Genomic DNA, 22,068 nt, shown 5'->3' on the forward strand with positions numbered 1-22,068 from the left:
GATTTTCTGAGGCTAAACATAACGCGCGCGTAACAGGGGGTATTGATGCAAATCAAGCCGTTCCCAATATACTCCCTAGGTGGTACTCAACTGATTTTATTGGGTTTTTATGTAACCTTTCGATTTATAAACAGTTTCAGGCTATTGTTCTGTTATTGCATTCTTTCAACCGCCTTTCTGAAACCATGAGGTCGCGCGTGCCGAAAACCCTTTTGCGTACCATTAAAAATGTCCGGATGCCTGACCGTGAGGGGCTGTGGCAGATCGACATCGAAGACGGCATTGTCCGCCAGATCATTTCCCAGCCGCAAAATGATGAGCAGGGCGAGCATATTCTGGACGGCGAGGGCGGGCTGGCCATCCCGCCGTTTATCGAGCCGCATATCCATCTCGACACCACGCAAACCGCCGGTCAGCCAGCCTGGAATCAGTCCGGTACGCTGTTCGAAGGCATCGAGCGATGGGCAGAACGCAAGGCGCTGCTGTCCCAGGAGGACGTCAGACAACGCGCATGGAAAACGCTGAAATGGCAAATCGCCAACGGTATTCAGCATGTGCGCACGCACGTTGACGTGTCTGACCCGACGCTCACGGCGCTGAAAGCGATGCTGGAAGTGAAAGCGGAAGTCGCGCCGTGGGTAACGCTGCAAATCGTGGCCTTCCCGCAGGAGGGAATTATGTCGTACCCCAACGGCGAAGCCCTGCTGGAAGAGGCACTGAAGCTGGGGGCTGACGTGGTGGGCGCGATCCCGCATTTTGAATTCACCCGCGAATACGGCGTGGAATCTCTGCATAAAACCTTCGCGCTGGCGAAGAAATACTACAAGCTGATTGACGTGCATTGCGATGAGATTGATGACGAGCAGTCGCGCTTCGTCGAAACCGTCGCCGCACTGGCTCTGCGCGAAAACATGGGCGAGCGCGTGACCGCCAGCCACACCACCGCGATGCATTCCTACAATGGTGCGTACACCTCGCGGCTGTTCCGTCTGCTGAAAATGTCGGGCATTAACTTCGTTGCTAATCCACTGGTGAATATTCATTTGCAGGGGCGCTTCGATACTTATCCGAAACGTCGCGGCATCACCCGGGTGAAAGAGATGCTCGACGCCGGGATCAACGTTTGCTTCGGCCACGATGATGTTTTCGATCCGTGGTATCCGCTTGGCACCGCCAACATGCTACAGGTGCTGCACATGGGCCTGCACGTCTGCCAGCTGATGGGCTATCAGCAAATTGACGACGGCCTGAAACTCATCACGACGTACAGCGCCCGTACCATGAACTTGCAGGGGTACGGTCTGGGCGTGGGCAACGCCGCCAGTCTGGTGATTCTGGCGGCAGAAAGTGGTTTTGATGCAGTTCGCCGTCAGGCGCCGGTGCGGTATTCTGTTCGTGAGGGCGTGGTGATTGCACAAACCCAGCCAGCACAAACTGTCATTCATCTTGATAAAGATTATCCGGTGGATTTCAACAGCTAAATGCCTGAGAAATCTGATGTAATATTTTGAAATATCTGGATAAATTTTTCGAAAGCGTAAATATAGGTAAAGGTCTGGCGCTGAGCGTAAAGGCTCTTTAGAATCAGTGAGATCTGTTGTTTGTATTCACGAGAAAGGAACCGTCATGTTTAAACGTACTTTAGTGGCCTTCACTGCGCTGCTATCCCTGACTGCAATGTCGCCGGTTTTTGCTGCCGGTGAAACTCACGTAATGCTGACCACTTCAGCAGGGAATATCGAATTGGAACTCGACAGTGCGAAAGCACCGGTTTCTGTGAAAAATTTCATCGATTACGCCCAGAGCGGTTACTACAACAACACCGTATTCCATCGCGTGATCCCAGGCTTTATGGTGCAGGGCGGCGGTTTCTCAGCTGACATGCAACAGAAAGCGACCAAAGCGCCAATTAAGAACGAAGCTGACAACGGCCTGCGTAACCTGCGCGGCACCGTGGCCATGGCACGTACTGCCGATAAAGACAGCGCGACCAGCCAGTTCTTCATCAACGTGGCAGACAACGCCTTCCTTGATCACGGCCAGCGTGATTTCGGCTATGCCGTCTTCGGTAAAGTGATTAAAGGGATGGACGTGGTAGACAAAATGTCTGCGGTTAAAACCGACAACGTCGGGCCATACCAGAACGTTCCCACTACGCCGATTGTGATCTTATCTGCGAAAGTACTGCCTTAATTATTATCTAAATTTTGTTTTTTCGGTTCCTAAGAAAACGGCTTCCAGTAATGGAGGCCGTTTTTTTGTCCGCTCGTTGGCGTCAACTGATCGGATTACTCAATGGAAGGGGTTGGCCTGAATGCGTTTTGCGTTGTGTCCATAGAGACCTGCGTCGAGGTACCGGAGTCCAGAACCGTATTGCCCTGAATACTCACAATTCCAAACTGATCGTCCAACCCATTATTGTAGGGTTGCATCGGTGGCCATGATTCGTTTACACGATAGAAGTGGTTAGCGGAAATAAGATTGTTTTCGCAGGCGAGCTGATTAGGATCCGTCTGGCTCTGTTCTTCCAATATAACCATGCCCGGATAAAAAGCGTGTAAACGGTTGCTGGTAATTTGAGAGTTGGCAACGTTGACGAAATGCACGCTGCTACCGCCGCGCGGAAACATATTATTCGTCGAAACAATGAGCCCCCAGAAGTTGCTGGCATAGAGTGAGTAGCCGTTGTATCCCGCGCCCAGTAAGTTATCGGTCACCTTACTTGCCTGCCCCTGAGAGCTGGTATTGCGCAGTTCGATGCAGCTACCACATTCGGCAATAAAGTTATCATGCACGCTCAGCGCATCGGAACCATAGGCCACCAGCCCATGTTCAAGATAGACCATACCCATATGATTAATCCGGAAAGAGTCATGCGGGTGGAAAATAAATGACCGCGCCGGGTTTTCCGCCCTGATCAATATCTTTATCTGTTTGTCTGGATTTTATATCTGCAATGATGCTGTTAATTACGCTACCAATATCATCTTTTGCACCGGAGTTATTCCATACCGTCACGTCATAATAGTTTTCATCGCTCATGATTAAGCCTTATTTATCTTGTTAATGAAAGTTTGTATCGCCACCATTGTTAGTGGCTAAAAGGATTATTCTCTTTAATTTAATTTTCGAATACTTTTTATAACTGTGCCGTCGCTGATACAACGCTGAAAAAGATATAATAAATTCAGACGAGAGTTAAATTAACAATGTGATCTTGAAGCCATTTTCATGTAATCATGCGACATGTGATCGGGGTTGCATCTCTGGTCATCCGCAAATTTTATAGTACCGGTAATAATGTAACCGGTGACATTAAATACATGGCTTCTATCAAAGATGTTGCGACAAAAGCGGGTGTTTCTACCGCAACGGTATCCAGGGTGATCAATAATCATCCCAGCGTTTCGCCGGAAACTCGCCGCGAAGTTCACAGCGCAATGGATTTCCTTTGCTATGCGCCTAACCGGAGTGCGATTCAGCTCAACGGGAAATGTTCGGGATTAATCGGCGTGGTGGTGCCAAACCTGATTAACCCGCATTTTTGTGAACTGGTAGCGTCGCTGGAAGAGGAGGCCCGCTATGTCGGAAAGTCACTTTTGGTTAAAACGCATCAGAACCAGCCCTTTCAGGATAAGCAGCTGGTAAGAGCGCTGGCAGGGATGGGTATTGAGGCGCTGATTTGGGTGCCCACCGAGGCAGAATCTTCTTTATCGGAATGGTTGCTCAACACCGGTATGAATATTGCCATCGTGACACAAACTTCCCGTTTTTTTAATTCCGTTTCCATCAATCAGGAGCGTGGGGCGGAGACCATTGCCGAGCACTTTATCGATATTGGTCGCACCCGCTTTGGTTTTATCGGTCAGGAGGGCGTCGATAATCGCAAAATGTCGGCTTTCTGCAAAAAAACGGTCAGCTACGGCTACTGCGTGGAAAAACATCATCGCTACTGGATACCCAAAGGTGAGGGTGAAAATAACCGAGGACATATTAATTCTCTGGATAATATCGTTGATGAGATAATGGCTCAGGAAGATAAAATTAACTGCCTGTTTATTTATAACGACGTTGCCGCGAGCTATGTTATCGAAAGGCTTAAACGCAAAGGCGGGAATATCCCGCTGGATTTTGCCGTCGCCAGTTTCGATAATACGATTATTGCGCAGATGATGAATATCACCAGTATTGCACAGCCAGTTAATGAAATGGGAAAGCTGGCATTTGAGTTAATCAATCGTACTGAGAAGAAAGATCATATTGATTCCATTGCGTTAACCACCAGGCTTGTTGTGCGTGAGAGCAGCCTGGGAATGACAGTAACAAAGGTTTCCTAAATTAAGTTGGAATTGTATAAGAACGGGGGCCTTGCGGCTCCCGTTTATCTTTAGCCATCACTCGGAATTACCCAGTGGTTATGCTCCCGGAACCGGCGTTGCTCTGAATGCATTGAGCGTCCTGTCCAGAATTACCTGCGCCTCGGTGGCGGAATCGAGCACAGTATTTTCTCGCGATGCATTTTCTACCTGCACAGCAATGACGTCGAGCGGCCTGAGGGCATCGACCGTCAGTAATGCACCCACTTGCGCATCGAAACAAGAGGCCGTGGTTTTATCTCGTGCCTCCGACGTTTCGGTGGTGGCAACAATATGGTTGTCAGAAATATAATTCCCCTTACCTGAAACAATCCGAATAATGACAGGTTTTATACCTGATGGCCTGATGTACTGAGTTTCAATGGTTTCGGAAATATGATTGGCAATAACAGAGTTATTATTACCGCTGACAGACAAAAGACCATATAAATCATCCAGGCCGTTATCGTATCCCTGCATCGGCGCCCAGGGTTCATGGTCACGTAAAAAATGATTGGAAGAAACCAGGACTTCCGAGCAGTTATCACTAAGTATCAACATGCCCGGATAAAAAGAATGAAATCGGTTACTGGTCACAGAAGACCGCACCACGCCGGAAAAATGGACGCTGCTGCTTCCGCGGGGAAAGACATTATTTGCCGTGACCAAAAGACCGCCAAAGTTCTGCGCATAAATGGAATAGCCTTTGTAACCCGCGCCGATCAGGTTATCGGTTATTTTTGACGCCTGTCCGGCACCCCGCAGTTCTATACAATTACCACATTCTGCGATGAAATTATCATGTATGGAGAGTGCATCGGCGTAATAGCTGGTAATTCCATGTTCTAAATAGAGTAATCCCATGCCCGTAATGCGAAATGAGTCCTGAGCACTTGCAATGTAAATACCGGTTTTCCCATTGGTGTAGGTGTTTTCCGGATCGTTCTTGCCAGAACCATCGTCAACGAAATGTAGGCCATCAATACAGAAGTCAGCAAACTCCACCGAGCTTATTCGGGGCTCTCCTTCCCGCTTAACATAAAACGCAGCCCCTGCGGACTCTTCCTCTCCAACTTTTGGGGATATATCCACCAATATGCGACTTCCTCCCGGCCATACGTCGTGCCAGTTTGCCACTTCGCTTTTCGGGGTGTTAAAGCGAATGCTTGAAGACGTAAATCCGTGGCCGGAACCCATGATTTTCAAATAACTGATATCAATCACAACCTGAGTCATCAGATGATAATCGCCAGGCGGAATATAAATCGCAGCTCCTGGTTTTCCGCCTTCATTATTATCAGTATTTGTTTGTCTGCTTTTTATATCAGCGATAATGCTGTTGATGACCTCGCCAATATCCTCACAGGGATTACCTGTATTCCACTTTGTGACATCGTAATAGTGATTACTCAACATGAATCAAACCTTCTGTAAAATAAATAAGGAATCAATGCGCAGGCATCAAAGGACAGGGGCTTCGTGATATTCCTGTGATGAGTGTTTATCCTTTTCCAGTTCGCGTTTTGCGAGATCGACTTTAATCTTTTCGAGGAACGTATTGTTCAGTTTGAAGTAGCGGACTACATACGCGCTGATGAAATAGCTCACCATGGGTAATAGTGAGAACATCATGATAATACCCTGAATCGTCTGCGTATTTTGTTCGGGCTTATTGGCGATATAACTGGTAAAAGACAGTATCCAGGCGACAATCGCACCCGCCACCGCCAGTCCCATTTTCAGCATAAACAGATTACCGGCGAAAGAGATGCCGGTAAGGCGTTTGCCGAATTTCCAGTCGCCGTAATCATCAACGTCTGACATCATCGCCCAGAGAATAGGGCCGGACTGAATTAAATGCAGAATATTGATGACGATAAACAACGCTAACAGCGGTGTCAGCGATGCCGGGTCGATAAACCACAAGGCGAAGGACAAGATGCCGAGAATAATATTGATGATGCGAAATAGCTTAATTTTATCGAAGCGGTCGGTGAGCGGTTTAGCGACCACGCTTCCCACCATATTGCAGGCAACACCAAGCGCCATGAAAAACGTGATAAATCCAACTGACGCATGCATCACATAGGTGGCGTAATAAATGGTCACCGCACCGCGAATAAAGGCCGGAAATACGTTCAGAAAAGTCATCGAAATCATCAGCAGCCATTGATCGTTTTTGGCGATATCTTTCAGATCCCGCATTAACGAATCATTGGCTTTAATTGAAACGACGCGCTCCTTAATGCTGGAGAAGCAGAACAGGAACATCAGGGTCGCCGCACCCCCCATGATCATCATTGTCATCTGGAAACCGGAGGCCCGATCGCCATTGCCCAGCCAGTCAGTCAGCGGCAGGATAGAACAGGAGACGATAAGCGTCGCAAGACCGTTGAGAAAGAAACGCCATGACAGGCAGGCCATGCGCTCTTTCTGATTGAGCGTAATCACACCTGCGACCGAGCAATACGGAATATTTATCGCGGTGTAGATCAATGACATGATCAGATAAGTGACCCAGGCATAAATGATTTTTCCGCTCACGCTGAGATCTGGCGTTGTGAACATCACGACGGCGCACAGACCAAACGGCAGGGCCATCCACAAAAGCCAGGGCCGGAATTTACCCCATCGGGTTTTGGTGCGGTCGCAAATAGCGCCCATAACGGGATCGCTAAAGGCGTCAAAAATACGGATGACCAGAAATAACGTGCCCACGATTGCAGGGTCTAAGCCATACACATCGGTATAAAACCATGTCAGGTACAGCGCCAGCACACTCCAGATCATGCATGAGCCTGCGTCACCCATGCCGTAGCCAATCTTTTCTTTACGACTCAGTTTTTCGTAAGCGCTTTTATTTCCTGTTGTGGTTACAGACATATACACCTCTTTAATGCGCAGCCATGAATACAAAGCAAGGGCATAACAACCCGAGCTAACGGTGTGAAATAAGCTAAAATTATTGATTCCCTGCAAACCGGGATTATTAAGTTCTCGCACTACTGTGCCGCCAGAGACCCGATTTTATTTGCTGCGCTTTTTATGAATACCATAATGAATAAATACGTCATGCTGACAGAGGTATTCACTATAATTTAGGAGAGATGTAAAAAGTGTAAGCCAGGCCACATGTCGTTTTGTTACATAAAACGATGGGTAATGCTCTCACCTTTATTTGGCAATGCCTGTTTTGCGGATGAAATTAATAAACGCCTCTGCGTTCCACTTCCAAGGAAAATGAAATGAGTGAAGCCCGTCTGATTGCGAAAGCCATGAGTGAAGGTAAACCGGTACAGGATCTGGTGATCCTGCCCGCCCTGGCGAACCGGCATGGTCTGATAACCGGCGCGACAGGTACCGGTAAAACCGTCACGCTGCAACGCATGGCCGAACAGTTTTCCCGCATCGGGATCCCGGTATTTCTGGCGGACGTGAAAGGGGATTTATCAGGGATTGGCGCAGCTGGTGTGCCTTCGGAGAAACTCAGCACGCGACTGAACAACATCGGCGTGACCGACTGGCAGCCGCAGGCGTGCAGCATTATTCCGTGGGATATTTTCGGCGAGAAAGGCCATCCGATCCGTGCGACGATTTCTGACCTTGGCCCGCTGCTGCTGGGGCGATTGCTCAGTCTTAACGACGTACAAAGCGGCGTGTTACAACTGGTGTTTAAGATTGCCGACGACAACGGCCTGTTGTTGCTCGACATGAAAGATTTGCGTGCGATGGTGCAATTCACCGGCGACAACGCCAGACAGTTTCAGACGCAGTACGGCAATATTTATGCGGCCTCGATCGGCGCTATCCAGCGCGGTCTGTTAACGCTGGAAGGCCAGGGGGCAAATCAGTTCTTCGGCGAACCGATGCTGGACATTAATGACCTGATGAAGACCGATAAAAACGGTCACGGCATCATCAATCTGCTGGCGGCGGATAAACTTATCAATCAACCAAAACTCTACTCTGTATTCCTGCTGTGGCTGCTGGCGGAGTTGTTTGAGCATTTACCGGAAGTCGGCGATCCGCAACAGCCTAAGCTGGTGTTCTTCTTCGACGAAGCGCATCTGCTGTTTACTGACGCCCCGCAGGCGCTGCTAACTAAAATCGAGCAGGTGGTGCGCCTTATCCGCTCGAAAGGTGTCGGAATTTACTTCGTCACTCAGAACCCGCTGGATATTCCCGACAGCGTGTTGGGGCAGCTCGGTAACCGCGTCCAGCATGCGCTGCGTGCTTTCACGCCGCGTGACCAGAAAGCGGTGAAGGCGGCGGCGCAAACGCTGCGCGCCAATCCGGCGTTCGACGCAGAAACGGCGATCACCGAGCTTGGCGTCGGTGAAGCGCTGGTCTCTTTTCTCGATGAAAAGGGGCGTCCCGAAGTCGTTCAGCGGGCAATGGTCATCGCGCCGGAATCCAAAATGGGCATGCTGGGCGATGATGAACGTAATCAGGCGATTAACCAGTCACCGCTGTATGGCCGCTACGAGGACAGCGTAGACCGTGAGTCGGCCTACGAGAAAATCGTCGATCAGGGATTCGGTACGGTGGAAACGCCGCAGTCTGCGGGCGCTGCAAAAACCGGGGACAAAAACAAGCCTGCAGCCCAGGCCTCTTCCGGCGGCGGGCTGATGGGCGGCCTGAATGATATCCTGTTCGGCAGCACCGGTCCGCGCGGCGGCAAACGCGATGGCGTGGTGCAGTCTGTCACCAAAAGTATCGCGCGCGACCTGGGGCGTCAGATCCTGCGCGGCGTATTGGGCTCAATCATGGGCGGCCGTAAAAAGTAATCCTTTGTGTTAAAAGGGAGGAGCTGAACCGCGTCAGCTTCTCCCGGTAAATTCTTGTCTGACTTCGCACTCTTCTCTGCAAAATAACCTGATCTACATCCATAAACGCCATACAAAGCACGTCCCTGTGGCTATTTTTGATGGAAAACTCCGCTAAGTGAAGGCTGTCACGTTTTTCACTTAGCAGGGTTTGTAGGCTGAATTGCTTTTGGGCTAAATCAATTCAGCAAAAAGGAGTGGATGTGAAAAAATTACTCGTAACCGGGATCGTGATGGGGCTTTTTTCGTGGCAGGCTGCCGCACAAACTATCGTGCTGACGGATGCTGAAGCCGGTACTGAACTGGGAAACTGGAAGACTGACAGCAAAAAGCTGAACCTCGCCGGCGCTGATTTCAGCATTGAACAAAAAGTTCTGCACGGGGGCAAACAGGAAGGCTCCAAAGTCATTACAATTACCAGTAAAGGGCTGACTATTGCTCTCAGCCCGACGCGCGGGATGGATTTACTGCACGTCACGGGTAATAACATCCGACTGGGCTGGGATTCACCTGTTCAGGAAGTGGTGAATCCGGCGTACATTAATCTGGAAAGCCGCAATGGCGTGGGCTGGCTGGAAGGTTTCAACGAAATGATGGTGCGCTGCGGCTTCGAATGGACCGGCCATCCGGTCACCGCTGACGGCATGATTTACACACTTCACGGCCGTGCAGGCAATACGCCAGCCTCCAAAGTGGAAGTGGAAATTGCCGACAAAGCACCGTTTGAAATCACCGTGCGCGGCCTGCTGAAAGAAGACACCTTCAAAAAAGCCAAACTCCAGACCTGGACGGAACTGCGCTACGTGCCGGGAAGCCAGTCGTGGACCATTCACGATACGCTGACAAACGCCTCTGACTATCCGCACGATTACCAGATTATCTATCACAGCAACTTTGGTCAGCCGATCCTTGAACAGGGCGCGCGATTTATCGCCCCGCTTAAATCCATCTCTCCGTTTAACGATTACGCCAAAAAAGGTCTGACCGACTGGCAGACCTACGCCGGGCCGACCAAAGGCTTCGATGAAATGGTCTTCAACATGGTGCCACTGGCCGATGCGCAGGGCAAAACCGTGGCGGGCGTAGTCAACAAGGCCGGAGATAAGGGCGCGTCGATTGAGTTTGATACTCATCAGTTGCCGTTGCTGACGCTGTGGAAAAATACCGACACACTGAAACAGGGTTACGTGACCGGTATCGAACCGGGCACCAACTATGCATATCCGGTGACCATCGAACGTAAGCAGGGCCGCGTGAAACAGTTGCAGCCTGGTCAGAGCACGGTATTTGAACTGAAATACTCGCTGCTGCCGGACGCCAAAGCGGTTCAACAGCTTGAGCAACGTGTCAAAACCTTGCAGGGCGATAACAAAACAGAGGTCAGCGATCAACCGATCGCTGTTGAATAATCTGAGTTTAGGGCGCCGGACGTGGCGCCCTTTTTTCTCTGTCTATACTTAACTCCACAAGGTATGCGCCCTAATGGCTGTGCCAGGGAGGAAATGATGGCGAAGAAAACGACGCTCAGGCAGCAGGAAAAACTCTTTCGTGAACGGCAACGGCAAAACTTTCAGGCCAGCAGCGCACTGGATGGTTTGCAGGTTGAGGTAGTGACGCTGGACAACGAGCAAATCGCACAGCGGCTGGCTGAACTCAGGGGGCACTATGAACGATAAACTCGTGGCCGGTGCCGATCCTTACTATTATCGCGGCATCAACGTATTGAAAAACCGGCTGGAAATCCGTGAGGCGCATCGTCTGCGCGAAGCTGAGCTGGCCTTCACGGCGCTACGTGCGGCGGTCATGCCCCTCGGCCCGTCGGTGATGGGGTTACCGCATCTGTGTGCTATCCATCTGGCGCTGTTCCAGGATATCTACCCGTGGGCGGGCGAGTTCCGCGAAATCGACATCTATAAAGACGATACACAGTTTTGCCATTTCGGTTACATCGAAAAGGAAGGCAATGCGCTGATGCAGGAGCTGGAGGATGAAGAGTTTCTGGTCGGGCAGCCGCTGGATCAGTTCGCAGAACGGCTTGCGCATTACTACACCGGCCTTAATCTGCTGCATCCGTTCCGCGAAGGCAACGGCCGCGCCCTGAGGATTTTCACCGAGCAGCTGGTTATTCATGCCGGTTATGACATTCAGTGGGCAAGCGTTGGTCGCGAACGGTGGCTGGATGCCAATAAAACGGCGGTGTTTGGCGATGAGTCTCAGTTGGTGGCGATCTTCCAAGACGTCATTAGCGAAATTGCTGATGAACATTGATCAACAATATGCGTAGAATTGCCCGGTAAATTTTCGTCTTTACCGGGAACATTATGCTGCTGCTGATCGACAACTACGACTCCTTCACCTACAACCTCTATCAGTATTTTTGCGAGCTGGGCGCAGAGGTCAAAGTGATGCGTAACGATCGGCTGACGCTGGCGGATATCGAGAATCTTTCACCGTCACATCTGGTGATTTCTCCCGGCCCCTGTACCCCCGATCAGGCCGGGATTTCCTTGCAGGCCATCACCCATTTTTCTGACCGTTTGCCGATCCTCGGTGTATGCCTTGGGCATCAGGCGATGGCGCAGGCATTTGGCGCGAAAATCGTGCGCGCCCGTCAGGCTATTCACGGCAAAACGTCACCGATCCGCCACACCGGCAGCAGCGTTTTTACCGGGCTGAACAACCCGCTGACCGTGACGCGCTACCATTCTCTGGTGATTGCGCCCGATACGCTGCCGGACTGCTTTGAGGTCACCGCCTGGACTGAACGTGAAGGAATGCGCGACGAAATTATGGGCATCATGCACAAGACCTTGCCGCTGCATGGCGTTCAGTTCCATCCTGAAAGTATTCTCAGCGAACAGGGGCATCAGCTTCTGGATAATTTCCTTAAGATCTAAACGCTTACGCTCATCGAAAAAATTACTTACCTGACAGGTGCGATTTCTGTTTGCCTGTGAGTGATTTATTATGCATATTTTATGATTATATTTTCATATCCATCATGGTTATGAATTCCAGCGCATCGTCACCACTCACTGGCGAAAACAAGATGGGGAGCAGGGTTATGGCAGAAAAATCAGCGGTAGACCGGAGCACGTTCGACAAAGTCATTTTGCCGATTTATTCACCAGCAAAGTTTATTCCGGTGAAGGGCAAGGGCAGCCGCGTGTGGGATCAGCAGGGTAAAGAGTACGTTGATTTTGCCGGTGGTATCGCGGTGACCGCTCTGGGGCATTGTCATCCTGCACTGGTAAAGGCTTTGCACGAACAGGGCGAAACCCTGTGGCATGTAAGCAATGTGTTCACCAACGAACCCGCTCTGCGACTGGCACAGAAGCTGATCGACGCCACTTTTGCTGACCGCGTATTTTTCGCAAACTCCGGCGCTGAAGCCAATGAAGCCGCATTTAAGCTGGCGCGTTATTACGCGTCGCATCGTCACAGCCCGTATAAAAGCAAAATCATCGCCTTCCACAATGCTTTCCACGGCCGCACGCTGTTCACCGTGTCGGTCGGCGGTCAGCCGAAATACTCCGACGGCTTCGGCCCGAAACCGGCCGATATCGTCCACGTTCCGTTTAACGATCTGGATGCGGTTAAAGCGGTTATCGACGATCATACTTGTGCGATTGTGGTCGAGCCGGTGCAGGGCGAGGGCGGCGTGACGCCTGCCACTCAGGAGTTTCTGCAAGGCCTGCGCGAACTGTGTGACAAACATCAGGCGCTGCTGGTGCTGGACGAAGTTCAGAGCGGCATGGGCCGCAGCGGCAAACTGTTCAGCTACATGCATTACGGCGTGACGCCGGACATCCTGACCACCGCGAAAGCGCTGGGCGGCGGCTTCCCGGTGAGCGCCATGTTGGCAACCGAAGAAGTGGCATCCGTTATGGAACCCGGCAAGCACGGCACCACCTATGGCGGTAACCCGCTGGCCTGCGCCGTCGCCGAAGCGGCACTGGACATTATCAACACGCCGGAAGTGCTGGCGGGCATCGACGAGCGCCGCGAGAAATTCATCAGCGCGCTGGACGCCATCAACCAGAAATATCACATCTTCAAAGAATTCCGTGGTCAGGGGTTATTGATTGGTGCCGAGTTGTCGGATGCCTTCAAAAACCGCGCCGGGGAGTTTCATGCAGCGGCAGCCGAATTCGGATTGATGATGCTGGTCGCGGGGCCAAATGTGATGCGGTTTGCGCCTTCGCTGGTGATCGACTTCGCGGATATTGAAGAGGGGATGGGGCGGTTTGAGAAAGCGGTGGGGAAAGTTGTCGGGGGATAATTCCTACAATCCCTGCCGGGTTAATACTGTGAATGTTTCGATTTCTCAATAGCAGTGATCACCTGATTTTCGGCGCCGAAACCGAGCAGAGGGGAAAAGCTTCTCCCCTCTGCACTCCCCTCGCTTTTTCAAACCAGTGCCATGCATCCCGGCGATGTTTCAGCGGCCCCCGCTATTGCCGCAAAATCCCGCCGCTGTGCGGTGCCCTCCGGTCGGGTTACAACCCGCGCAAAAAGATGCGCGGTTTTCCACCTCTTCCTACGGCGTGATTTTTGAACGCGGCCAAAGCTTTTTAGGTCACAACTTCACTTGCTCAGATCATTTCAAAACCCCAAATACTTTGCTCAGCCTATATTTGTTTTGTCTTTAAAAGATGGTGAGATGGCGCGATCAAAAATCCAGCTGAACGGAGCGGCTTCGAGACCAATGGCTCGAAGACCGAGTGAAGGCAGCACGAAGTGCCTGGATTTGCGCCACCCACGGAAGTACCAGAACATGTCCATCGGTCTGGCGATAAGCGCGTGTTTTGAAAAGACGTGGAGATTCCAAAGAGGGCCCGTCCTGGCCCTCTTTGGGCGGTTTCGGCGCAAGGAGTTAAGCGATCACTGCTGGTGAGAAACCGAAATATTCTCGGTCTGCTTTAAAGGAACTTGAAAGGGGACTCCCCCTTCACGCCTTCCGCGTCAACCAGATCCCATGATGCGGTCTCTGTTTCCACGCCAGTGAAGAAATCGTATGCATGACGCTCAGATGTGAAATCACACGCCGCAGGTGGCGCTCCATCTCGGTCAGCGGCATATCAGGGTGCAATTCCGGCGCGTTGATTAGCTGAGCCTCGCTGCTCGGACCGTCGTAGATCAGTCGCTGCTGGCAGCTTTGCAGCGCGATTTCACTAGTCTGCAAATACTCCGTCGCCAGAGCCTCCGGCAGCATGTAATGCTCGCGCGCCAAAATGGTCATCGCGTTGATGTGCTCTACCACGAACTGACTGTGCGTCACCCACAAACGCATATCTGCCAGATAATGCGAGTTAAACCCCGGTTCCTGCATCGCCTGATTCAGCGAGGTGAACAGCTTGTTGTGCGCCTGATTGACCTGCATACGGGCGTAGGCCAGTTTTACGGCGTCTGGATTATCTTGCAGGAGTAACCGGATCGCTTCCTGATCGGTTTCCAGCGCCTGATGGGCATTTTGCCGCAACAATCCGCTTTGCCACTGCGGCCACAGCCAGATGGTGCCGCCGAAAGCCAGTGCACAGCCGATGAGCGTATCGATCAGCCGTGGCACCAGGAAATGTACGCCATTCATCGCCAGCAGTTGCAGGGTGTAGACCGCCGTGACCGTCATCCCGACCATCGCCAGCCCGTAGTTTTTACGCAGCACCGTGTATGACATCAGGGTGATCACCAGCATGCAGAACAGCGTGATGCCCTCCGGCAGCTCCAGTTTCAGCAATCCGGCGGCGATCAGCAATCCGGCGAGTGTGCCGAGCGCACGGTGCTGGATCCTCACGCGGGTGGCGTTATAGCCGTTCTGGCTGACCAGCATGATGGTCAGTAAAATCCAGTAAGGTTTTGGCAGATTGAAGAACAGACCGAGGCTGCTGCCGATGGCCAGAATGATGCCTAGTCGCGTGGCATTACGCAGGGCGATGGACTTGAAAGACAGATAGCTTTTCAGTGCTGGCCAGAAAGGCAGACGTGGCTGAGAGTTCATCAGATCACGGCGGTACAGCGGGCGCTGAGTACGCAACAGGCGCGCAATGCGGCTGAAGTGGTAATAGCAAAACTGGCCGACCGGATTATCCGGGTTGCGCGCGGCGATTTTTTCCAGCGCCGCCAGCTCGTTCGCCATCGTGAAACGTTCGGAAAGCCGGTGATAAAGAATATCGTCGGCAATCACGCGTAGCCTGGCGGAAATCACCTGCGCATTGCGGCGGATCACCGCCTCGGCATGGCTTTCTTCCACCAGCTTTTGCACTTCTTCCGGCTGATGCAGGCTGACCGTGATGTGCTCTTGTAAATCGAGCGCCACCTGAAAACGCTGGAACAGCCGTTTGTGGTGATGATGTCCGTGCTGCGGCAGCATGTGCAACTGCTGATAGAGCAGGGCGATAAGATCGATGACCTGCTGCTGACGCTCAAGCAGCGGCGGTAAAGCGGTTTCGGGATCAGTATGCTGCGTCAGCAAGCTGTATTTGGCTTCGAAATAATCAGCCAGTTGCAGATACAGCTGGCTGAGGGTTTCACGCATCGGCTGTTCTTTAGAGATACGAAACCACGCCCAGTTGAACAGCCCGTACCAGGCCGTGCCTGCGGCGAACAGCGCGGGTGCCTGCCACATCGGCCTGATGCCGACCATGCTCAGGGTAAAGATGGTCGCCACCAGCGCGCCGGGCAACAGACGCGCGTGCAGCGGGCTGATTTCACCGGTGACGCCGAGCAGTAAGGCGAGAGAGAGCATGATGAGCGGTAGCGGGATGTGCCAGTTTTCCAGCATCAGTTGCAGCAAAATACTGCTCACCGCAAACAGCGAGCCACCGATGATCAGACGTTTGAAGAAGCGTTTGTGCGGCGTATCGAGACCGGCGACGTTACAACAGGCGGGGCAGAGGGAGAACAGCAACCCCATTTGCAGATTACCGAACAGCCAGCACAGGCCGACCGGCAAACATAACACCAGCGTCTGGCGCAGTGCGTAATTCACTTCGGGGTGATAAAACAGCCTTCGCCATAGCGTCATAACTGAAGCTTAGCCCATAAAAAAGGCGCGACAGTAAGCTGCCGCGCCTATTTTTGAGGGATTAACGTGTGCCGTAGACGACAATCGTTTTACCGTGTGCGGAGATCAGGCTCTGATCTTCCAGCATTTTAAGAATGCGGCCGACGGTTTCACGGGAGCAACCGACGATCTGACCGATTTCCTGGCGGGTGATTTTAATCTGCATCCCGTCCGGGTGGGTCATTGCATCTGGCTGTTTGGCCAGATTCAGCAAGGTTTGAGCGATACGGCCCGTTACGTCGAGGAAAGCGAGGTTACCGACTTTCTCAGACGTCATTTGCAGACGGTTTGCCATCTGCGCGGAGAGGCGCATCAGAATGTCCGGGTTAACCTGAATCAGCTGGCGGAATTTTTTATAAGAAATTTCAGCCACTTCACAGGCAGTTTTAGCACGTACCCAGGCACTGCGTTCCTGACCTTCTTCGAAGAGTCCCAGCTCGCCGATGAAGTCACCTTGGTTAAGGTAGGAAAGTATCATCTCTTTGCCTTCTTCATCTTTAATCAGGACGGCAACCGACCCTTTCACGATGTAGTAAAGCGTTTCGGCTTTTTCACCTTGGTGAATCAGCGTACTTTTAGAAGGATACTTATGTATATGACAGTGAGACAGGAACCATTCAAGAGTCGGGTCTGTTTGTGGCTTGCCGAGAACCATTTGCTATTATCCTCTGTTATTATCGCTGCCCAAAATCACAGGGCTCAGAGTTCCCTGTACGGCGTCTGAATATTAATGCGCCCTTTCAGCATATAGCTCCCCAGAAATGCTGCAAGCGGATGTCGGAGTGAAACCGGCTATATATTGCCGTTATCACCTTGGGTTCTGTTCTTAAACCACGAAAACCGTCACCGCAATTTGCTGGAAAGTATGTTTCGGCTTTGTTTGTAACACAGGTTTGCAATGCTGTCTTGTGTTGTCTCGCTTCAGCATGATGGCGATCGGGTTACGTTGCCAGTTTTTAGGTGAAAGGGTAGTCTGGGGGGAAAATTTGATTCTTAAGAGCGCCGGGAGATAAGCAAATGCACGCACGCGTAAAATGGGTGGAAGGTCTGACGTTTTTAGGTGAATCCGCGTCAGGTCATCAGGTTTTAATGGATGGCAATGCGGGCGATAAAGCCCCCAGCCCGATGGAAATGTTACTGATGTCTGCGGGCGGTTGCAGCGCGATCGACGTGGTGTCGATTTTGCAAAAAGGCCGCAATGACGTCCGGGATTGTGAAGTAAAATTGACTTCAGAGCGTCGCGAAGAAGCGCCGCGTCTGTTCACGCACATCAATCTGCACTTTATCGTCACCGGCAAAGATCTGACCGATAAGATCGTCGAACGCGCCGTCAGCCTTTCTGCCGAGAAATATTGTTCTGTTTCTCTGATGCTGGGCAAAGCCGCGACGATCACCCACAGTTTTGAAGTGATTGAAGCCGAATAGGTCACGACCAGTCATACGACTGGCACTGATGGCGCAGTAAATCCAAAAACCGCCGCGCGGCAAACGTCAGCGGCGATTTTTGCGAATAGAGCACACAGTATTCCGCCTGCGGCAGAGTGTCGATTTTCAGCAGGCACAACGGGTCCTGCAAACCGAACGGCGCCCGCATCGCCCGCGCCACGACGGTCAGATAATCCGACTGCAATACCATATTCAGCCCGCACACTACCGAATCGGTGCGCACCGGCGTTTCACTTCCTGCCAGATAAAAACCGTCCGCCAGCTGTAGCTGCTGGTAGTAACCCATATCCGTTTCCGGCAATACCCAGCGCGCATCCTGCAATTCTTCCAGCCGTGTGGCATTGGCCAGCGGATGACCGCGACGGGCGATAATCCCGAACGGCGCGGTGAACAGCGGTTCGCGCACCAGATCTTCCAGCGGAAATCCCGGCCCGGCGGTACCGACGGCGAAGTCCAGCTTCCCTTCGCGCAGCGCCGGAAGCAGCACCGACAGCTGCCCTTCTTTGATCAGCAATTTTGACTGCGGAAACTGCGTTTTGAATTCCTCATTCAGCGCCGGGAACACCGTCAGTGCCAGCAGCGATGAAAACCCGATCGCCACCGAGCCTTGTGAATACTGATTAATCTGCTGGATTTCTTCGGCGGCGCGCTCCAGCTCTTCAAGGATGAACTGCATCCGCTGGGCGAACGCGCGGCCGGTTTCGGTCAGCGCCATGCCCTGATGACCGCGTACGATAAGCTTTGTATCGAGCGTTTGCTCCAGTTCGCGCAGCGTTCTGCTCACCGCCGGTTGCGACTGATTCATCGCCCGCGCCGCGCCGCGAATACTGCCGCTGCGGATAACCTGATGGAAAACCTTCAGTTGCTGGAGTTTCGGCAAATAGCGCATGACGCCCTCTCATTAATCATTCAAATGACCTATCAGCAAAAAGCATCACCTGCCTAAAAATTGCATCTTATGGCATGGATGTAAAGCTGATAGCGTCAGTAGTGTTAAGGATAATATGTTGTTATTCAGTTGATTACGTGACACATGTCGCATTTTATCTTTCGCCCGACAGTGAGAACCTCTGACGTGGTGATAACAAAAAGGGATATCCGCTATGAAAAGTCGTTCCCTGATGATTTTCCTGCTGTTTGTCGGCTATGTGGTGGTGTATATCGACAAAACGGTGATGGGCTTTGCGCTGCTGCCAATCGAGCGAGAATTTAATCTTCAACCGGAGCAACTGGGTTATATCACCGGGATTTTCTTCCTGGCGTATTCGCTGTTTCAAATTCCCGCAGGCTGGCTGAACGACCGCTTCGGCTATAAAAAAGTGCTGGCACTGTCGCTGTGCCTGCTCGGCGGATTTGCGTTATGTTTCGGTGTGTTAGGCTTCAGTCTCGGCCTGCTGGTGACGTTCCGCTTTCTGTCGGGTATTGGCCATTCAGGTTATCCCTCGTCGTGTGCCAAAGCGGTGGTGTCGAATTTTGCCGTGGAAAAACGAACATTTGCGCAATCTATCCTGCTCTCTTCCGCCGGGCTGGCGATGACCGCCGGACCGCTGATTGCGGTCTATGCGCTGGACAGCGTCGGCTGGCGCGGCTCGTTTTCGATCCTCGGTCTGCTGGCGTTCGCCATTGCCGCAGCGATCATTGTTTTTGTGCCGAATCCGCCGGCGGCGCAACCCCGCACCGGCGCGGTGACGGGCTATCGCGAGCTGCTGAAAAACCCGATTGTCCTGCTGCTGTTCGTCTCCATTTTTTGCATCAACATTCCTTCCTACGGGCTGATGGCCTGGCTGCCAAAATATCTGGTGCAGCAACGCGGCATGTCACTCGACGTTTCCGGCATGGTGGTCGCGACCGGCGGCCTCGGCATTTGGATTTCGTCGCTGGCGACCGGCTGGCTGGTAGGGCGATACATGCAGGGTAAAGAGCCGAAGGTGATTTTCTGCTGCGCCATGCTCAGTGCGGTGTGCATCTGGCTGGTGTATACCTCAACGTCAGCGGTGACCGCCGGTCTGTTCCTGTTCCTCGGTTACATTTTCCTGATGGCGGCGTTCGTCACTGTCTTCACCTTGCCGATGAAACGGCTGCCTTCAGAAGTCATGGGCGCGGCGATGGGGATAATTAACACCGGCGGTACGCTCGGTGGATTTGTGGCTCCGATTGCGATGGGATATCTGATCACCGTTAGTCACGGATATCTCTCAACATTTGTTTTTCTGGCGCTGGCGATGGTAGTGGCCGGTCTGGCGATCCTGCCGCTGGCGATGAAACCGGGCGCAACGCTGCATGATGCGGCTTAACTGAGGAGAAGTGTGATGACTATTCATTTCGATGCGATGCTGGCTGAGGTCAAAACGGACGTACTGCGCTGGCGCAGACATATTCATGCTCATCCTGAGCTGTCATTTCAGGAGCATAAAACGGCCGATTACATCGCTGAACAGCTGGAAAGCTTCGGTGGTCTGACCCTGACCCGCCTGACGCCCAACAGCGTGGTGGCGGATTTACAGGGCGCACATCCGGGGCCGAAATATGCCCTGCGCGCGGATATCGACGCCTTACCGATTCAGGAAGAAAATGACGAGCCGTTCTGTTCGACAGTGCCGGGCGTCATGCACGCCTGCGGCCACGATGCGCACACTGCCATGCTGCTGGGCGCGGCGAAAGTGCTGACCCAGTGTCAGCCCGCGCTGCACGGTTCGGTGCGATTTATTTTCCAGCATGCTGAAGAGCTGCCACCGGGAGGCGCGCAGGAGCTGGTGGAGTTAGGTGTGCTCGACGGCGTGGAGAAAATCTTCGGCCTGCACGTGATGCCGAATTCTCCGACCGGCGAAGTCGGCCTTAAAGAGGGCGTATTCTGCGCCTCCACCGATAATTTCGACATCACCATTACCGGCAAAGGTGGCCACGGTTCAATGCCGCATCTGTGCATCGATCCGGTGGTGATCGGGGCGGAAGTGGTGACGGCGCTGCAAAACGTGGTGGCGCGCCGCATCGATCCGCTTCAGGTGCCGGTGCTGACTATCGCAACGTTCCAGACCGGCGAAAGCTATAACGTCATTCCTGAGCGCGTGAAGCTGGCCGGAACGCTGCGCACCCATCACAGCGGCGTGCGCGAACGGGTGCCGCAGCTGATGGAGCAGATTATTGCGGGAATTACGGCGGCACAGGGTGCGCAGTATGAAATCCGCTGGACGCGCGGCTACGTCAATGGCGATAACCATCCCGACGCCTGTGCGATTGCGAGGCAGGTGATTGCCAACACGCTCGGCGCACAGGCGCTGCATGAAGTGACCGAACCGCTGTTTGGAGGGGAGGATTTCTCGTCTTATCAGCAAAAAGTGCCGGGATGCTTCCTGTTTATTGGCAGCGGTAACGAGAAAATCGGCGCGACTTATGGTGTGCATAACCCGCGCTTCCGCCTCGACGAAGAGGCGTTACAGATTGGCGTGAAACTGCACGTCGGTTTCATCCAGCAGTTGCTGATGAACGACGCCTGATCCCGCTTACTCGATTTTTTTTCCCTCCATCAGGCGCTGCACCAGCGGCGCCATAATCAGCTCCATTGCCAGCCCCATTTTGCCGCCCGGTACTACCAGCGTTTTGATGTGCGAAATAAAGGAGCCCTGCAACATCGCCAGCAGATATGGGAAATCAATGTCCTCGAGACCCTGAAAGTGGATCACCACGAAGCTTTCATCCAGTGACGGAATAGCTTTAGCCGCAAACGGGTTGGAGGTATCGATGGTCGGCACGCGCTGGAAGTTGATGTGCGTGCGGGAAAACTGCGGCGTGATGTAGCTGATATAATCGTCCATCGAGCGCACGACCGAATCCATCACCGCCTCACGGGAATGACCGCGCTCGCCGGTATCACGCACCAGTTTCTGGATCCATTCGAGGTTGACGATAGGCACCACGCCCACCAGCAAATCAACCTGCGCGGCGACGTCAATTTTGTCCGCGACCACACCGCCGTGCAGCCCTTCGTAGAATAAAATGTCGGTCGGTTCAGGCAGCGCCTGCCAGGGGGTAAAGGTGCCCGGCACCTGATTATAGGGAACAGCTTCGTCATAAGTATGCAGATACTTGCGTGAGCGCCCGGTGCCGGTCTGGCCGTATTCGATGAAGCTTTTTTCCAGCAGGCCGAAGTCATTGGCTTCCGGCCCGAAATAGCTGATATGACGCCCGAGATCGCGCGCCTTGCGGATCGCCGCATCCATTTCCGGGCGGGTGAAATGATGGAAACTGTCGCCTTCCAGCTCGGCCGCGCGCAGTCCAAGTTGTTGGAATATCTTACGAAAAGCCAGGCTGGTGGTGGTGGTGCCTGCACCGCTCGAACCGGTGACTGCAATAACAGGATGTTTGGCTGACATAATGCGCT

General features: G+C 52.6%; 20 protein-coding genes. 12 read left to right on the plus strand and 8 right to left on the minus strand.

What is annotated here, in order from left to right; translation table 11 throughout:
- Positions 1-185: 185 nt before the first annotated feature.
- Together AC0Z7K_RS09960 and ppiA are read left to right on the plus strand one after the other, a co-directional pair.
- Positions 186-1,481 (plus strand): cytosine deaminase, encoded by a 1,296-nt coding sequence (locus AC0Z7K_RS09960; protein ID WP_485614199.1) that lies wholly within the window; start codon positions 186-188, stop codon positions 1,479-1,481.
- Positions 1,482-1,626: 145 nt separating this feature from the next.
- Positions 1,627-2,193 carry a peptidylprolyl isomerase A gene (gene ppiA / locus AC0Z7K_RS09965; protein ID WP_413530174.1) on the plus strand — a complete coding sequence of 189 codons (567 nt, stop codon included), beginning with the start codon at positions 1,627-1,629 and terminating at the stop codon, positions 2,191-2,193.
- 95 nt (positions 2,194-2,288) lie between these two features.
- Here the strand turns inward: ppiA and AC0Z7K_RS09970 are convergent, their stop codons facing one another.
- Positions 2,289-2,852, minus strand: a complete 564-nt coding sequence (locus tag AC0Z7K_RS09970) for a hypothetical protein (RefSeq protein WP_485614201.1) — start codon at positions 2,850-2,852, stop codon at positions 2,289-2,291.
- A gap of 19 nt (positions 2,853-2,871) precedes the next feature.
- Positions 2,872-3,042 (minus strand): hypothetical protein, encoded by a 171-nt coding sequence (locus AC0Z7K_RS09975; RefSeq protein ID WP_485614202.1) that lies wholly within the window; start codon positions 3,040-3,042, stop codon positions 2,872-2,874.
- 281 nt (positions 3,043-3,323) lie between these two features.
- On the opposite strand from AC0Z7K_RS09975, the gene AC0Z7K_RS09980 reads away from it, so the two are divergent.
- Positions 3,324-4,337 (plus strand): LacI family DNA-binding transcriptional regulator, encoded by a 1,014-nt coding sequence (locus AC0Z7K_RS09980; RefSeq protein WP_485614204.1) that lies wholly within the window; start codon positions 3,324-3,326, stop codon positions 4,335-4,337.
- Positions 4,338-4,415: 78 nt separating this feature from the next.
- Here the strand turns inward: AC0Z7K_RS09980 and AC0Z7K_RS09985 are convergent, their stop codons facing one another.
- Complete coding sequence (locus tag AC0Z7K_RS09985) at positions 4,416-5,771, minus strand: NosD domain-containing protein (protein WP_485614206.1); 1,356 nt, start codon at positions 5,769-5,771, stop codon at positions 4,416-4,418.
- A 45-nt stretch (positions 5,772-5,816) separates the two neighbouring features.
- A complete protein-coding gene (locus AC0Z7K_RS09990; protein WP_485614208.1) occupies positions 5,817-7,238 on the minus strand; it encodes a glycoside-pentoside-hexuronide (GPH):cation symporter in 1,422 nt (473 codons plus the stop codon).
- Between the two features lie 362 nt (positions 7,239-7,600).
- Between AC0Z7K_RS09990 and AC0Z7K_RS09995 the strand changes: the two genes are divergently transcribed.
- The 6 genes from AC0Z7K_RS09995 (at position 7,601) to argD (ending at position 13,463) form a co-directional block, all read left to right on the plus strand.
- Complete coding sequence (locus AC0Z7K_RS09995) at positions 7,601-9,142, plus strand: helicase HerA-like domain-containing protein (RefSeq protein WP_485614209.1); 1,542 nt, start codon at positions 7,601-7,603, stop codon at positions 9,140-9,142.
- 242 nt (positions 9,143-9,384) lie between these two features.
- Entirely contained in the window at positions 9,385-10,590 is a 1,206-nt protein-coding gene (locus AC0Z7K_RS10000; protein WP_413530180.1) for an aldose 1-epimerase family protein, read from the plus strand.
- 96 nt (positions 10,591-10,686) lie between these two features.
- Positions 10,687-10,857: a YhfG family protein gene (locus AC0Z7K_RS10005; protein ID WP_112167580.1), complete on the plus strand. Its 171-nt coding sequence runs from the start codon at positions 10,687-10,689 to the stop codon at positions 10,855-10,857.
- Entirely contained in the window at positions 10,847-11,449 is a 603-nt protein-coding gene (locus AC0Z7K_RS10010; protein ID WP_413530182.1) for a putative adenosine monophosphate-protein transferase Fic, read from the plus strand. Before AC0Z7K_RS10005 ends, AC0Z7K_RS10010 begins: the two co-directional genes overlap by 11 nt.
- A gap of 53 nt (positions 11,450-11,502) precedes the next feature.
- On the plus strand, positions 11,503-12,078 hold the full coding sequence (locus AC0Z7K_RS10015) for an aminodeoxychorismate synthase component II (protein WP_485614211.1): 576 nt from the start codon (positions 11,503-11,505) through the stop codon (positions 12,076-12,078).
- A gap of 167 nt (positions 12,079-12,245) precedes the next feature.
- Positions 12,246-13,463: a bifunctional acetylornithine/succinyldiaminopimelate transaminase gene (gene argD / locus AC0Z7K_RS10020; protein ID WP_485614213.1), complete on the plus strand. Its 1,218-nt coding sequence runs from the start codon at positions 12,246-12,248 to the stop codon at positions 13,461-13,463.
- 669 nt (positions 13,464-14,132) lie between these two features.
- Here the strand turns inward: argD and AC0Z7K_RS10025 are convergent.
- Together AC0Z7K_RS10025 and crp are read right to left on the minus strand one after the other, a co-directional pair.
- Positions 14,133-16,205 (minus strand): YccS/YhfK family putative transporter, encoded by a 2,073-nt coding sequence (locus tag AC0Z7K_RS10025; protein ID WP_485614215.1) that lies wholly within the window; start codon positions 16,203-16,205, stop codon positions 14,133-14,135.
- 61 nt (positions 16,206-16,266) lie between these two features.
- Complete coding sequence (gene crp, locus AC0Z7K_RS10030; protein WP_056775291.1) at positions 16,267-16,899, minus strand: cAMP-activated global transcriptional regulator CRP; 633 nt, start codon at positions 16,897-16,899, stop codon at positions 16,267-16,269.
- Between the two features lie 362 nt (positions 16,900-17,261).
- Between crp and AC0Z7K_RS10035 the strand changes: the two genes are divergently transcribed.
- On the plus strand, positions 17,262-17,669 hold the full coding sequence (locus tag AC0Z7K_RS10035) for an OsmC family protein (RefSeq protein ID WP_485614217.1): 408 nt from the start codon (positions 17,262-17,264) through the stop codon (positions 17,667-17,669).
- Between the two features lies 1 nt (position 17,670).
- Here AC0Z7K_RS10035 and AC0Z7K_RS10040 read toward each other — a convergent pair whose 3' ends face one another.
- Positions 17,671-18,579, minus strand: a complete 909-nt coding sequence (locus tag AC0Z7K_RS10040; protein ID WP_485614218.1) for a LysR substrate-binding domain-containing protein — start codon at positions 18,577-18,579, stop codon at positions 17,671-17,673.
- A 214-nt stretch (positions 18,580-18,793) separates the two neighbouring features.
- Between AC0Z7K_RS10040 and AC0Z7K_RS10045 the strand changes: the two genes are divergently transcribed.
- Positions 18,794-19,984 (plus strand): MFS transporter, encoded by a 1,191-nt coding sequence (locus AC0Z7K_RS10045; RefSeq protein WP_485614219.1) that lies wholly within the window; start codon positions 18,794-18,796, stop codon positions 19,982-19,984.
- Between the two features lie 15 nt (positions 19,985-19,999).
- On the plus strand, positions 20,000-21,184 hold the full coding sequence (locus AC0Z7K_RS10050) for an amidohydrolase (RefSeq protein ID WP_485614221.1): 1,185 nt from the start codon (positions 20,000-20,002) through the stop codon (positions 21,182-21,184).
- A gap of 6 nt (positions 21,185-21,190) precedes the next feature.
- On the opposite strand, the gene AC0Z7K_RS10055 is transcribed toward AC0Z7K_RS10050, so the two are convergent.
- On the minus strand, positions 21,191-22,060 hold the full coding sequence (locus AC0Z7K_RS10055; RefSeq protein WP_413530189.1) for a phosphoribulokinase: 870 nt from the start codon (positions 22,058-22,060) through the stop codon (positions 21,191-21,193).
- Positions 22,061-22,068: the final 8 nt, after the last annotated feature.

The sequence above is a fragment of the Rahnella sp. 1L-D-7-B-C2 genome, assembly GCF_057290995.1.